Origin of the sequence: Microbacterium sp. NPDC055988, from assembly GCF_042269505.1 — a bacterium.
Taxonomy (GTDB): domain Bacteria; phylum Actinomycetota; class Actinomycetes; order Actinomycetales; family Microbacteriaceae; genus Microbacterium.
In genome coordinates this window covers 663103-677318 of the sequence record NZ_JBHJXY010000001.1, presented here as the reverse complement: position 1 = coordinate 677318, position 14216 = coordinate 663103, and the positions used below count along the sequence as shown (strand labels likewise).

Below are 14216 nucleotides of genomic sequence, written 5' to 3'. Positions count from 1 at the left end.
CGACGAAAGGAGCACTCGTGCTCGAAGGAATCCATCCCCTGCTGACCGGAGAGCTGCTGTTGTACCTCGACCGCATGGGGCACTCCGACGCCGTGGTCGTCGCTGATGCGCACTTCCCCGCATGGGGCCTGGGCGCACGGGTGATCGACCTCCCCGGCACGACGACGCCCGAGGTCGTCGCGGCCATCCGCACCGTGCTGCCCCTCGACGACGCGCCGGGCATCGATCTCATGACCTCAGCGGACGGCGAGGTGCTCGATGTGCAGCACGAGCTCATGGCGGCGGCGGGCACAGCCGTCGACACGACGGCCTTCGTCGAGCGGTTCGCGTACTACGAGGTCGCGAAGGCCGCGTACCTGCTGGTGCGCACGGGCGAGACCCGCAAGTACGGCAACGCGCTGCTGCGCAAGGGGGTCGTCGGGCACCCCTCCGCGTGAGGCGTGAGGGAGGACGGCCCGCCTCAGCGACCTATCGTCGACTCCCGCACGATGAGCTCGGCGGGGAACGGCGTCGTCGCGGGTGGGGGAGCCGAGGGATCGGCGAGCTGCTGCAGGAGGGCGGCCCCGGCGGCGCGGCCGATCTCGTAGCCGGGCTGCCGCACGCTCGTGAGAGGCACGACGCCCTGGTGCGCCTGGGCGACATCGTCGAACCCCACGAGCGCGATGTCTTCCGGCACCGGGATGCCGTGGCGCAGGAGTTGGGTCAGCACGCCGAGCGCGACCATGTCGTTCGCGGCGAACACGGCGTCGGGCCGCTCGGCGGCGGGCATCGCGATGATCTGCGCCCCGGCCTGCAGGCCGTCTTCGGTCGCCAGGTGCGGCACGTCGAGGGTCGACACGATCGCGTCGGTCCCTGCCGCCGCCTCGCGAAGCCCGGCGAGGCGGTCGTTCGACTGACTCACCGCGGGACTGCCGAGGAACAGGATGCGCCTCCGGCCGAGCTCCACGAGATGCTCTCCTGCGAGTCGCCCGCCCGCGCGATCGTCGAACAGCACCGACGCGACCTTCGACGAATCGGGGATCGGGCCGACCACGACGGAGCGGATGCCGCGATCGGCGAGCGCTTCCAGACGCGGCACCACGTCGCCGAGCGGGTAGATGACGATGCCCTGCACTCGGTGCGCCTCGAACATGTCGAGGTTGCGCCGCTCCTGCGCGTCGTCGCGGTTGCTGTTGCTGAAGAACAGCGACCAGCCGCCCTCGCGCGCCACGTCCTCGACCCCGCGGGAGAGGTCGTGGAAGTACGGCAGCCAGGCGTCGAGCAGGATGAGCGCGAGAGCCTTGCTCGCACCCGCACGCAGCTGCCGAGCGGACTCGTTCGGCACGAAGCCGAGCTGCTCGATCGCCGCCCGCACCCGCTCCCGGCTTGCCGCTCCGAGCACGTGCGGGTGATTGAGGTAGTTCGAGACGGTGGAGGAGGAGACCCCGGCGAGGGCGGCGACGTCCTTGACGCTCGCGGGCATGGGTCTCCTTCGTCTGGCCGCGTCGGTCGGGCTTCCCGCCCGGCCGGCGGCCTCAGGATATCGGAGGAGTTGCAACGTGCCAAGAAAGTTCTTGACAGGGTTCTCCCGCCCGACGTAGCGTGACTCGCACACCGGAGTTGGCACGTGCCAACTCTGGACGGCGACGGTGCCGCACACCCGCTGGGAGAGGCCTCATGAACATCGGCTGCCACGGGCTCGTCTGGACAGGGAACTTCGATGCCGAGGGCATCCGACTGGCGGTGCGGAAGACGAAGGAGGCGGGCTTCGATCTCATCGAGTTCCCGCTGATGGACCCGTTCTCGTTCGACGTCTCCGTCGCGAAGGATGCGCTGGAGGAGCATGACCTCGCCGTCAGCGCATCACTCGGGCTCTCCGAGGCGACCGATGTCACAAGCGTCGACCCCGCGATCGTCGCGGCCGGCGAAGCACTGCTCATCAAGGCCGTCGACGTGCTCGCGGATCTCGGCGGCCAGCACTTCTGCGGCGTGATCTACAGCGCCATGAAGAAGTACATGGAGCCGGTGACCGCCGAGGGGCTCGCGAGCAGCCGCGCCGCGATCGCGCGGGTCGCCGACCACGCCGCCGGGCGCGGCGTCTCGGTCTCGCTCGAGGTCGTGAATCGCTATGAGACGAACGTGCTGAACACGGCGCGTCAGGCCCTGGCTTACGTCGCCGAGGTCGATCGCCCGAACCTCGGAATCCATCTCGACACGTACCACATGAACATCGAGGAGTCGGATATGTTCGCGCCGGTGCTCGACGCCGCCCCCGCCCTGCGCTACGTGCACATCGGCGAGAGCCACCGGGGCTATCTCGGTACCGGGACCGTCGACTTCGACACTTTCTTCAAGGCGCTCGGTCGTATCGGGTACGACGGCCCGATCGTCTTCGAATCGTTCTCGTCGGCGGTCGTCGCCCCCGACCTCAGCCGCATGCTCGGCATCTGGCGGAACCTCTGGACCGACAACGTCGAGCTCGGCGCCCATGCCAACGCGTATATCCGCGACAAGCTCGTGGCCGTCGATTCGATCCGGCTCCACTGAGCGGGACTCCCGGGCCGGAACAGCGAAGCGACAGACGGAAGATCAAGATGTCATTACAGGTCTTCCGCATCCGGCCGTCTTTAGATACATTCAGATACAACTTGCGCTGCCCGTAGCGTAGGAAGCAGAATTGATCCGATGTTTGCGACGGAATGATCCGTCGACGTCGAAGCATGACCTTCAAGGAAGCAGGTGAGCGCATGAGTGGACCCATCCTCCGGGTCGAGGGGATCAGCAAAGGATTCCCCGGCGTGCAGGCGCTGAAGGACGTGCACCTCGAGGTGCACGCCGGCGAGGTGCTGGTGCTCGTGGGCGAGAACGGCGCGGGAAAGTCGACCCTGATGAAGATCCTCTCGGGGATCTACACCAAGGACGAGGGCACGATCACGTTCGAGGGCCAGGAAGTCGAGCTCACGAGCCCCCTCCAGGCGCAGGAGCTCGGCATCACGATCATCCATCAGGAGCTCAACCTGATGCCCGATCTGACCGTGGCGCAGAACATCTACGTGGGCCGAGAGCCCACCACGGGGCCGTTCCTGTCGGAGCGCAAGCTGAACGCGCAGACGGCCGAGCTGCTGCAGCGCCTCGACATCCACCTGAATCCCCGGCAGCTGGTCGGCGAGCTCACGGTGGCCGAGCAGCAGATGGTCGAGATCGCCAAGGCTCTGTCCTTCAACGCCAAGGTCCTGATCATGGACGAGCCCACCTCGGCCCTCACCGACACCGAGGTCGAGACGCTCTTCGTGCTGATCGAGCAGCTCAAGGCGCGGGGCACCGGGATCGTCTACATCTCGCACCGCATGGACGAGCTGCGCCGTCTGGCCGACCGCGTGACCGTCCTGCGCGACGGCACATACATCGGATCACTCGACAGGGCCGAGATCACCATCCCGACGATCATCGAGATGATGGTCGGACGGGTGATCGACGAGGGAACGCGCCCCCAGGCCCGCGAGCACGCGAACGATCCGGTGGTCCTCGAGGTGCAGGGGCTGTCGACCAAGACCCTCCTCAAGGACGTCTCGTTCCAGCTCCACAAGGGCGAGATCCTCGGCTTCGCCGGGCTGATGGGCGCGGGGCGCACGGAGACCGCCAGGGCCGTGATCGGGGCCGACCACCGCGACAGCGGCACGATCTCCATCGACGGTCGCACGGTGCGGATCGCCCAGCCGGCGGATGCGGTGCATCACGGCGTCGGCTACCTCTCGGAGGACCGCAAACTGCTCGGTCTCATGCTCGAGCAGGACGTGACGTTCAACACCGTGCTCGCCTCGCTCGGCTCCTATGCCAACGGCATCGGATGGATGGGCGACAGCAAGGCCAAGAACCGCACCAAGGACTACGTGCAGCAGCTGCGCATCAAGACGCCGTCGGTGAACCAGGTCGTCAAGCTCCTCTCCGGAGGCAACCAGCAGAAGGTCGTCATCGCCCGGTGGCTGATGCGCGACTGCGACATCCTCATCTTCGACGAGCCGACCCGAGGGATCGACGTCGGCGCGAAGGAGGAGATCTACCGCCTCATGCAGCAGCTCGCCGACGCGGGCAAGTCCATCATCGTCATCTCGTCCGAGCTCCCCGAGATCCTCCGGGTCGCGAACCGCATCGCCGTGTTCGCGAACGGTCGCATCACCGGGACGCTCCGCAACGAGGAAGCCAGCCAGGAGAAGATCATGCAACTCGCAGCCCATGGGGAGGAAGACTGATGAGCACCCCGCAGCAGCCCGGATCGTCGACGACGACGATCATCCAGACCGCCGTGAACGAGAACACGGACAAGAGGGATGTCGGAGCATTCCTGAAGCGGCAGTTCCAGCAGTCGCTCGCGTTCGGCACACTCATCGTGCTGGTCATCTTCTTCTCGATCGCCAGCCCGAACTTCTTCACCTTCAGCAACATCGCCACCGTGCTGCTGTCGACCGCCGTCATCGGCATCCTCGCCCTCGGCACCACGTTCGTCATCATCACCGGCGGAATCGACCTGTCGATCGGGACGGGCATGGCGCTGTGCGCCGTGATGACCGGGGTCATCGTCACCAACCTCGGCCTCCCGGTCTGGCTCGGGGTGATCGGCGGTATCGCGACCGGCGTGTTGATGGGGCTGATCAACGGCGTCAACATCACGTTCCTGCGGCTGCCTCCGTTCATCGCGACGCTGGCCATGATGATGATCGCCGGCGGCCTCGCCCTCGTGATCTCGAACGTCGCGCCGATCTACTTCTCGACCTCGGCTCCCGACTTCAAGAAGATCGCCCTCGGCGTGATCATCCCCGGCATCCCGAACGCCGTGCTCATCACCGCCGCCCTCGCGATCGTCGCCTGGCTCGTGCTGTCGAAGACCCTCCTCGGCCGCTACACCTTCGCGATCGGATCGAACGAGGAGGCCACCCGCCTCTCCGGCGTGAACACCCGCCGCTGGACGATCCTCATCTACATGTTCGCCGGCGCCTTCACCGGCATCGCGGGCATCGTCATCGCGGCCCGCCTCGACTCCGCCCAGCCGCAGATCGGCACCGGGTACGAGCTGCAGGCCATCGCGGCCGTGATCATCGGCGGCACATCGCTGCTCGGTGGACGCGGTTCGATCCTCGGCACCGTGATCGGCGCGCTGATCATGAGCGTCCTCGTCAACGGCCTGCGGATCATGTCGATCCAACCCGAGTGGCAGAACATCGTCGTCGGCGTCGTCGTCCTGCTCGCCGTCTTCCTCGATTCGCTGCGCAACCGGCAGCGCACCTGAGACCAGGGCGGCGGCGAAACCCGTGCCCGCTGCCGTCCCACCCGGACCCGTCCGGAACCGCGGAGCGATCCGCACAGGCACCAGGAATGTCCCATCACGTCGGCCTGGCCGGCACCACACAGAACCATCCGACTCGTATTCAAACAATGGAGTTCTCATGAAATTCGGGAAGAAGACCGCATTCGCGGCCCTCGTGGCCGCATCCGCGCTGGTGTTCGCCGGCTGTGCCGGCGGCGGGGACGTGATCGAGGAGGGCTCCGGCGGCGACACCGGCAGCGGCGACGGCGAGATGTACATCGCCCTCGTCTCGAAGGGCTTCCAGCATCAGTTCTGGCAGGCCGTCAAGAAGGGCGCCGAGCAGAAGGCCGAGGAGCTCGGGGTGACGATCACCTTCGACGGCCCCGCCGCCGAGACCGAGATCGCACAGCAGCTCGAGATGCTGACCGCCGCGATCGACAAGAACCCGGATGCCATCGCCTACGCCGCACTCGACCCCGAGGCGTGCGTCGCTCCGCTCGAGCAGGCGAAGTCGAAGGACATCCCCGTCGTGTACTTCGACGCACCCTGCAACGGCGACGTGGGCCTGAGCCTCGCAGCCACAGACAGCAAGGTCGCCGGAGCGCTGGCCGCCGAGCACATGGCCGACCTGATCGGCGGCGAGGGCGAGGTCGCCATCGTGGGCCACTCGCAGATCAACTCGACCGGAGTCGAGCGTCGTGACGGCTTCGTCGAGAAGATCGAGGCGGACTACCCCGACATCGAGATCGTCGACATCCAGTACGGCGACGGCGACCACCTGAAGTCGGCCGACATCGCCAAGACGATCATCGCCGCCCACCCCGACCTCAAGGGCATCTACGGCACCAACGAGGGCTCCGCGATCGGCGTCGTGAACGCCGTCAACGAGTTGGGCCTGGAGAAGGGCAAGATCACCATCGTCGGCTTCGACTCCGGTGCCGCGCAGATCAACGCCATCAAGGACGGCACCATGGCCGGCGCGATCACGCAGGACCCGATCGGCATCGGCGAGCAGGTCGTCCAGGCCGCATACGACGCGGCCAACGGCGACGACGTCGAGGAGTTCTACGACACCGGTTCGTACTGGTACGACAAGAGCAACATCGAGGACGAGAAGATCGCCGCGGTGCTCTACGAGTGACACCCCGCTGAACGAAGAAGCCCCTCACCGTCGGGTGGGGGGCTTCTTCGCGTCCGGGTGGATGTGTGGGGACGGATGTCGGAAGGATTCCCGGATGCAGGAAGGGGCCCCGGCGATTCGCCCGATATGTGTGCTTTCTCCCGACGGGTGCACGGGCCGGTGGTCGGAGTTCGACGATCGAGTCCGGGAATCGAGGTCAGGATCTGTCCGGGGCGGCTGTCAGAGTGATCTCGACGAAAGGACACCCACCATGAGCAGCACACCCGCCCTCCCTGCCGGATCGAACACCGTCAACCCCTTCCTCATGACCGATGACGCCGCCCGCATCATCGACTTCGTGATCGAGGTCTTCGAGGCGACCGACGTCCCCGAGGCCCGCACCGTCGACACCGACGGCCTGATCTTGCACTCCGAGCTGCGCATCGGCGATTCCGTCATCACCGTCGCCGACCGAAAGCCCGACTGGCCCTTCACCCCGGGATTCATCCAGGTGTACGTCGACGACGTCGAGGGAACGCTCGCACGAGCCGTCGGACTCGGCGCCCGTATCGTGACGAGGCCGACGGACTTCTTCGGAGACACGTTCTCGCGCTTCGCCGATCCTTCGGGAAACCTCTGGTGGGTCTACACACATGTTCCGCAGGAGCAGGTGTGGGATGCCGACGGAGCGGACGCCGCCTCGTGGAGTGGCTCTGGGGACGGTGAAGAGGCGGACGATCACGGTGCCGCCGAAGAGGACTGGTCGAGCTTCACCTCGCCCGAGCTCGAGTACATCCACGAAAGCCTCGTCGAGGCGATGGCATCTTTGCGGGATCCCCGGCTCGATCGCTGAATGGCGTGGTCGTCGGAGGCGGCAGAGGAGGAAGGTGAGCTGCGACGAACCTGATCAGGGCGCGAGGGCCAGAAGCTGGGCCGGTGTGGTCACGAGCATCCGGTGCACGGCGGCCTCGCCCACGGCGTCGCGCAGACGGGGGAGGTAGCGGTCGCCGAGGTAGGCGAGTCCGGGCATGCCGCCGTAAGCGATGTACCGCGTGCGCCGGGCGACGTCGCCGCCGAGCACGATCCGATGACCGGCGCCGCGCTCGAACACCGCGACCGTCAGGGCGAGCAGCTCCGCGTCGGAGCGGGTGCGCGGACGAGCGAAGCCGTCGTAGCCGAGGTGAGCCCCGCGTTCGGCCAGGGACGCGTGCAGGCCGGGGTCGGGGTCGCGATCGGCATGCGCGAGCACGACGCGGTCGGCTGCCACGCCCTCGGACGCGAGCAGGTCGAGCACCTCGTGGGCCGCCGTGCCGAACTCCAGATGCACCATGACCGGAGCGCCCGTCACGCGGTGCGCCTCGGCGACGGCGAGCAGGGTGGTGCGCTCGAACGGGCTGATGCGCCAGTAGTCGGCGCCGCCCTTGAGCATCCCTGCGCGCACGGGGCCGCCATCGGGCGCTGCGGCCAGGGGCACCTCGGGTGCTTCGAAGATCTCCGCGTCGTCGGCGGGCATTCCGCGCGTGATGTCGGCGATGAACAGCGCGGCCAACCGATCGGCGGTCCACGCCTGCATCGGATGGTCCGCGCCGTAGTGGGCCTCACGGTGTCGTCCGGTCGTCGCGACGATGCGGAGCCCGGTCGAGGCGCTGATCCGGGCGAGCGCTCCCGGGGCGCGCGCGAGGCCGAACGGCGTGGCATCCACCATCGCCTCGAACCCGCTCGCCTGCAGCAGAGCCGCTTCTTCTCCCGAGGCCTTCTCGTCGTCGAGCTCATCGCCCGGCAGCAGCGGCGACACCTGGAACAGGTGCTCGTGGTAGTCCACCCGCCCGAGGAGCGCAGGGTCGATGTCGCCGAGCACGGTGCGGACGACGGCGGGCATCAGCGCACCGACTCCGCGGCCTCGGCGAGTCGCTCGACCACCTCGGGGGTCAGATCGAGCTCGAACACGTCGGCCACCACCTGCGACCAGCCGTGGATGAAGTAGCGCCAGCCGTCGACAACGTGCAGCCCGCGTGCGGATGCCTGCGCCTCAGCCTGGTGCAGGAACTCGAGCGAGCCGCGGTAGTTGAACTCCCACACGTAGGCCCGCTCAGGGAACACCACGTCGTCGGTCAGGGGCGAGCCGGGGCGATCCTTGCCGAGCCCGGTCGCGTTGGCGATCACAGATCCTGCGGGGGCTGCGGACACGAGCGCATCGGCGTCTGCGGGGGATGCGGTCACGACGTACTCGATCAGCCCCTCGCGGGTGCCGTGCTGGCGGTGCACCTCGCGCAGGTGGTCGAGCTTGTCCTGCGTGCGGGCAGTGACCGTGATCTTCGCGGGGGCGTCGTCGCGTTCGGCCAGGGCCCAGCTCAGCGCGGTGCCCGAGCCGCCGGCCCCGAGGATCACGACCTCGGCTCCGGTGCGGGTGAAGTGCTCGGCGGGAAGGAAGTCGTTCAGCGCAAGGTCGACCGTGATCGGGTCTTTGGCCCGCCCCGACAGGATCGGACCGCGCTTCGAGATGCTGGAGATCTCGGAGCACGACACCGCGAACGGGTCGAGTTCGTCGAAGAGGTCGGCGGCCGCGGCGTACACGTTCATCTTGTGCGTGGTCACGAGGGCCCCACGGTGATGCGGGTCGTCGCGGATCTGCTCCACCATCGCGCGGTACTGCGCGGGGTCGGCATCCATCGGCAGGTCGTGGCCGACCAGGGTGCGGGTCGGAAGGCCCAGGATGTCGGCCCAGAGCGGGAAGACCTTCATGATCGACGACGACGCGGTGGTCACCCCGACGAAGCCCATGTAGTCGGCGGATGCCGTGGCGGGCGCGATGCTGACGGCGTCAACGGTGGTCATCGGGTCTCCTCGGGGACGGGGACGGGGACGGGGTGGGTGGGCTCGAGCCCTGCGAGGATCGCGATCACATCGGCGAGCGAGAGGGAGCCCATGTTGTCGACCGCCTGGGTGGTCTGAGCGCCGAGGTGCGGTGTCACGATCACGCGGTCGGCGAGTTCCGGGGCGAGCAACGGACTGTCGTGGGCAGCCGTATCGCCGTCGAGGGTGTCGGCGGCGTAACCGGCGAGAGTGCCGTCGCGCAGCGCCTGGGCCACGCACGCCTCGTCGATCAGGTCGCCGCGGGCGGTGTTGACCAGTACGGTTCCCGGTCGCATGCCGGTGAGACGGTCGGCGTCGACGAGCCGTTGCCCACCCGGCGCGTGCAGCGTGATGACGTCGGCGGCGCGGAACAGGTCATCGATCGGGACGGGTTCCGCACCGCGAGCCCGCACTACCTCGTCGGGAAGGAACGGATCGGCCGCCAGCACGCGCGACCCGAAGCCGCTCAACCGTGCGGCGACCCCCTGTCCGATGCGACCGAAGCCGACGATCCCGACGGTCGCGGCGCCGAGCTCCCGCCCGCGACGCACGCTCCAATCGCCGACGCGCACACGGCGGTCGCCGTCCGGCACGAAGCGGAGCGCGGCGAGCATGAGGCCGACGGCGTGATCGGCGACCGCGTCGGCGTTGGCGCCGGGGGTGTTGGTCACCGGGATGCCGCGCTCTCTCGCAGCCGCGAGGTCGACCGACTCGGTGCCGACGCCGTAGCGGGCGAGCACCTTGAGCTTCGGAGCCGCGGCGAAGTGCGCATCCGTGACGGCTCCGGTGCCCGCGATCCAGGCATCGGCACCGTGCAGCAGCGACCGCAGCTCGTCGAGGTCGTGGTGCGCGGGTCCCCGGAGGAGGCGGTGCCCGGCCTGCGCCGCGCGTTCGACGAGGTCGAGGTCGCCGTCCGAGAACGAGCGGCTGGTGACGAGGATGACGCTCATGAGCGCCGCCGTCCGGCGAACCACGGAGCGAGCGCCGTGTACGCGTCGACGAAGCGGGTGTGCCGGTCGGCATAGACGGCGTGACGGGCGGCATCCGGGGTGAACTCGGCCGTGACCTCGCTCAGAGCACGCGCGGCCGAGAAGTCGGTGAGACCGAGCCCGACCGCGGCGGTGACGGCGGCGCCGAGACTGTTCGCCTCTTCGACGATCGTCCGGCGGCGCACGGGCACGCCCCACACGTCCGCGAGCACCGAGAGGTACACATCGCTCTGGGCTCCGCCGCCGACCGCGTCGATGCGGTCGATCGGGGCACCGGCTTCGCGGAACGCCTGGATGCAGCTGAGCAGGTTGAACGCGGTGCCCTCGAGCACGGCCCGCACGAGGTGCGACCTGCCGTGGTGGCGGGCGAGGCCGACGAACGCGCCCCGGGCATCCGGATCCCACATCGGAGAGCGCTCGCCGAGGAGGTAGGGGAGGAAGTAGAGGTCGTCGGTGTCGACGGCGGCGGATGCCTCGGCCGTCAGACGCGGGGTCTCGGGGTGTGCGGGGTCGGGGGAGAGGGCCTCGGCGATCCACTGCACCGAGGCTCCGCCCGCCTGCATGGTGGCCGTGGGCACGAACGATCCGGGCACGACGTTGTCGAACGTGAAGGTGCGCATCGCGGGGTCGTGCAGCGGGGTGTCGGCGGCGAACGAGATCCACGACGAGGTGCCCAGGCACACGTAGGCGCCATCCTCCGGTGCGACGACGCCGGAGCCGACGGCGGCCATCGGACCGTCGCCGCCTCCCATCACCACCCGGACGCTCGTGGGCAGGCCGAGTGCCTCGGCAGCGGCATCCGTCAGCGTGCCGGTGATCTGTGTGGATTCCACGATCTCGGGGAACAGTGCGGGGTCGAGGCGCGCGGCCCGCAGCACCTCCTCGGACCACGTACCGTTCGCCTGGTCGTAGGCGTTCATGCCGGATGCGTCGGAGCGATCGGTCGCGAGGCGCCCGGTGAGGCGCAGCACGATGAAGTCCTTCGCGACGCACACGCGTCGCACGCGAGCCCAGGTGTCCGGCTCGTTATCGCGCACCCACATGATCTTCTCGACGGAGTACGTGGGGTTGAGCCGGTGCCCCAGGATGCCGTAGGCGCGCTCGGCGCCGATCGTGGCCTCGAGCTCGCGCTGCTGCGCACCGGACCGGGTGTCGGCCCAGATGATCGCCGGGCGGGCAGGCTCGCCGTCCGCGTCGAGCAGGACGGCGCCCATCATCTGACCGCTCACCACGAGTCCGGCGACGTCGGTCGGGGCTGCGCCGGTGCGGGCGATCAGATCGCGTGTGGCCTCGACGACGGCGTCCCACCAGTCGACGGGATTCTGCTCGGCGACGCCGCCCGCGGCGAAGTGCGCAGGGTAGGGGACGGTGACCGAGGCGATCAGACGGCCGTCGTCGTGGTGCAGCGACGCCTTGTTCCCGGTGGTGCCCAGGTCGTGCGCGATGATCATGGCCGGAGCCTATTCCGCGTAGGGACGCAGGTCGACGCCGGAGGCTGCGCGATAGGCGCGCGAGCCCATGCCGTGCTCCAGCACCCAGCCGTAGTCATGCCCTGCTCCTCCCGGGTACACCGCGAGGAAGGCATAGGGCTCGTCGCCGGTGTTGACCGAGCGGTGCGCCCAGCCCGGGGGGATGTAGCCGATCGTGCCCGGCAGCATGTCGAGCCACTCGGTGCGCTCGCCGTCGAACATGAGCAGTCCGCCGCGGCCCTTGAGCGCCAGGTAGATCTCGCCCTGGTGGTTCGGGTGCTGGTGGCCCTTGGTCATCCAGAGCTCGCCGGAGGTGTCGCCGGGCATGATCGTGGTGATCGACTGCGGCAGCTCCCGGTCGATCTCCGGCACGGGGGAGCTGACGACCGTGTAGACGACGGGGTTCTCGCCGGCGGATGCCGCGGCCCACGCATCGGCGTCGAGGAAGAGCCCCTCGAGGTCGGACATCCGCCGGGTGAGTGTCGGTCCTTCGGGCGAGAGCGTGAGCTTCTCGGCGTCGAACGCGATCGCCATCGGAGAGATCGGCGGGGTGTGGAACTCGGGCATCGGTGCTCCTCGTAACGGATGCTGCGGCGCTGCGCAACCTGTAATGACAGGCTCACTGTACCTGTTATGACAGGTTGCGTCCAGAGGGGCTTGCGCTCGCGCGCGATCTACGGCGCGCATCTGCGCGCGGCGCGGGGTCGGCGTCGGCCCTCCGGTCGCAGTTGGTGCCACCTGTTGCCGCTCCGGTCGCAGTTGGTGCCGCCTGATCGCGACGAATCCGGCACGAACTGCGACCGGAGCGTGGGAGCGACCGGAGCGTGGGAGCGACCGGAGCGTGGGAGTGACCGGAGCGGGGGACCGTGCCGCGGAGGTCGGCTGGAGCCGCGCCGGGTCAGGCTTCCGCGCGGCGCGCGCGATACGCGGCGACCGCGTTGCGATTCGCGCAGGTCGTCGAGCAGTACCGCTTCGAGCGGTTGCGGGACAGGTCGAGCGCGATGGCCTCGCAGGACTCGTCGTCGCACACGGTGAGGCGCGAACCTTCGTCGGCGCGGATGACATCGATCAGGGCCATCGCGGTTTCGATCAGGATGCGCTCGTCGAGGGGGTGGTCGTCGGCGACCGCGTGCAGATGCCAGTCCACGCCGTCATGGCGACGCAGCGCCGGGGCGAGTCGGGATTCGGCGAGGGCGTCGTTGACGTGGGAGGCCATCTCGTCGCGGGGTGCCAGCAGCATCGCGCGCAGACGGGGGCGCAGGCGGCGCAGCGAAGCGACCTCCTCGACGTCGCGGTCCAGACGCCCGGTGTAGGGGAACTCCCGGAGGAAGGCGTTCTCGTCCTCGATGTCGACCAGTGTGTCCGGGTCTTCGGCCGAGTTGACGAGCCAGACGGCCGCACGGAGGCCCTCCTCCGTGTCATCGGTGAAGATCATGTTGACATCTTACAGCGCGCGAGAGTACCGTCATCGATCATGGGCGATATGAGCAGTGACAAGGCGGTCGCGTCCGCACGCGACGTGCGCCTCGGGCTCCCGCTCGCGATCGCTGCGGCGTTCGCATTCGGCATGTCGGGCGGGTGGGCGCGCGGCCTCATCGACGCCGGATGGACGCCGGGCGCCGCGGTGACCGCCCGCATCTGGGTCGCCGCCCTCGTGCTGCTGATCCCGACGATCCTTTCGCTGCGCGGGCGGTGGGGCCTGCTGCGGCGCAACGCCGGCATGATCCTCGCCTACGGGCTGCTCGCGGTCGCCGCCACCCAGCTCTTCTATTTCCAAGCCGTCGCTGTGATGGATGTCGGGCTGGCGCTGCTCATCGAGTACACGGCGCCGGTCGCGGTGCTGCTGTGGCTCTGGATCCGGAGAGGCGAGCGCCCGAGTCGCAAGAGCATCATCGGCGCGGCGATCGCCTTCGTCGGGCTCGTGCTCATGCTCGACATCCTCACGGGGGCCGACGTGAACGTGGCCGGCATCCTGTGGGCGCTGGGGGCCATGGTCGGCGCGGCGACCTACTTCGTGCTCTCGGCCAAAGCCGACACGGGGCTGCCTCCGATCGCCCTCGCGGGAAGCGGGCTGCTGCTCGGTGCTCTCGGACTCACCGCCGCCGGGGCGATCGGCGTCCTGCCGATCGCGTGGACGACCGACGACATCGCCTACCGTTTCGGCAGCGTGCCGTGGTTCGTCCCGGTGCTGGCGATGGGCGTCGTGGCGACGGCCCTCGCCTATCTGCTCGGCATCGCCTCGACCCGGATGCTGGGTTCGCGGCTCGCCTCGTTCGTCGCGCTCGCCGAGGTCGTGGCCGCGCTCCTGTTCGGCTGGCTGCTGCTCGGGCAGCTTCCCGACCTGCTGCAGGCGCTCGGCGGCGTGCTCGTGCTCGTGGGCGTCGTGGTGGTCAAGCTCGGTGAGCCCGTCGCTCCGGAGTTCATCGTGCCGGTCCCCGCGGGCGAGAATGTATACGAGAAGCGCACTCCGGAAGAGATCTGAACCCACCTAGTCGCTTTATGTA

The 14216-nt window shown here is 68.7% G+C and carries 14 protein-coding genes; 7 read left to right on the top strand and 7 right to left on the bottom strand.

Annotated features, from left to right (window positions below; genetic code table 11):
- Positions 1–17 precede the first annotated feature (17 nt).
- Entirely contained in the window at positions 18–437 is a 420-nt protein-coding gene (locus tag ACFC14_RS03420) for an RbsD/FucU family protein (protein WP_376101222.1), read from the top strand.
- Between the two features lie 23 nt (positions 438–460).
- Here ACFC14_RS03420 and ACFC14_RS03415 read toward each other — a convergent pair whose 3' ends face one another.
- Positions 461–1462 (bottom strand): LacI family DNA-binding transcriptional regulator, encoded by a 1002-nt coding sequence (locus tag ACFC14_RS03415; RefSeq protein WP_376101221.1) that lies wholly within the window; start codon positions 1460–1462, stop codon positions 461–463.
- A gap of 194 nt (positions 1463–1656) precedes the next feature.
- On the opposite strand from ACFC14_RS03415, the gene ACFC14_RS03410 reads away from it, so the two are divergent.
- The 5 genes from ACFC14_RS03410 (at position 1657) to ACFC14_RS03390 (ending at position 7254) form a co-directional block, all read left to right on the top strand.
- Positions 1657–2526: a sugar phosphate isomerase/epimerase family protein gene (locus ACFC14_RS03410; protein WP_376101220.1), complete on the top strand. Its 870-nt coding sequence runs from the start codon at positions 1657–1659 to the stop codon at positions 2524–2526.
- Between the two features lie 200 nt (positions 2527–2726).
- Positions 2727–4229 carry a sugar ABC transporter ATP-binding protein gene (locus tag ACFC14_RS03405; protein ID WP_376101219.1) on the top strand — a complete coding sequence of 501 codons (1503 nt, stop codon included), beginning with the start codon at positions 2727–2729 and terminating at the stop codon, positions 4227–4229.
- The gene (locus tag ACFC14_RS03400; protein WP_205820392.1) at positions 4229–5263 is read left to right on the top strand and encodes an ABC transporter permease; all 1035 of its coding nucleotides are present in this window, start codon (positions 4229–4231) and stop codon (positions 5261–5263) included. The genes ACFC14_RS03405 and ACFC14_RS03400 overlap by 1 nt, the downstream gene beginning before the upstream one ends.
- Before the next feature lie 157 nt (positions 5264–5420).
- Entirely contained in the window at positions 5421–6422 is a 1002-nt protein-coding gene (locus tag ACFC14_RS03395) for an ABC transporter substrate-binding protein (RefSeq protein WP_136043261.1), read from the top strand.
- A 250-nt stretch (positions 6423–6672) separates the two neighbouring features.
- A complete protein-coding gene (locus ACFC14_RS03390; RefSeq protein WP_376101218.1) occupies positions 6673–7254 on the top strand; it encodes a VOC family protein in 582 nt (193 codons plus the stop codon).
- Between the two features lie 54 nt (positions 7255–7308).
- Here the strand turns inward: ACFC14_RS03390 and ACFC14_RS03385 are convergent, their stop codons facing one another.
- From ACFC14_RS03385 to ACFC14_RS03360, 6 genes are all read right to left on the bottom strand, one after another.
- Positions 7309–8280, bottom strand: coding sequence for a phosphotriesterase (locus ACFC14_RS03385; protein ID WP_376101217.1), 972 nt, complete (start codon positions 8278–8280; stop codon positions 7309–7311).
- Positions 8280–9236, bottom strand: a complete 957-nt coding sequence (locus ACFC14_RS03380; protein WP_376101216.1) for a shikimate dehydrogenase family protein — start codon at positions 9234–9236, stop codon at positions 8280–8282. Before ACFC14_RS03380 ends, ACFC14_RS03385 begins: the two co-directional genes overlap by 1 nt.
- On the bottom strand, positions 9233–10204 hold the full coding sequence (locus ACFC14_RS03375; RefSeq protein ID WP_376101215.1) for a phosphoglycerate dehydrogenase: 972 nt from the start codon (positions 10202–10204) through the stop codon (positions 9233–9235). Before ACFC14_RS03375 ends, ACFC14_RS03380 begins: the two co-directional genes overlap by 4 nt.
- Entirely contained in the window at positions 10201–11694 is a 1494-nt protein-coding gene (xylB, locus tag ACFC14_RS03370; RefSeq protein WP_376101214.1) for a xylulokinase, read from the bottom strand. Before xylB ends, ACFC14_RS03375 begins: the two co-directional genes overlap by 4 nt.
- Positions 11695–11703: 9 nt before the next feature.
- Complete coding sequence (locus tag ACFC14_RS03365; RefSeq protein ID WP_376101213.1) at positions 11704–12279, bottom strand: glucose-6-phosphate isomerase family protein; 576 nt, start codon at positions 12277–12279, stop codon at positions 11704–11706.
- Between the two features lie 331 nt (positions 12280–12610).
- Positions 12611–13147: a CGNR zinc finger domain-containing protein gene (locus ACFC14_RS03360; protein ID WP_376101212.1), complete on the bottom strand. Its 537-nt coding sequence runs from the start codon at positions 13145–13147 to the stop codon at positions 12611–12613.
- 48 nt (positions 13148–13195) lie between these two features.
- Between ACFC14_RS03360 and ACFC14_RS03355 the strand changes: the two genes are divergently transcribed.
- On the top strand, positions 13196–14194 hold the full coding sequence (locus ACFC14_RS03355; protein WP_376101211.1) for a DMT family transporter: 999 nt from the start codon (positions 13196–13198) through the stop codon (positions 14192–14194).
- The last annotated feature ends 22 nt before the right edge of the window (positions 14195–14216 follow it).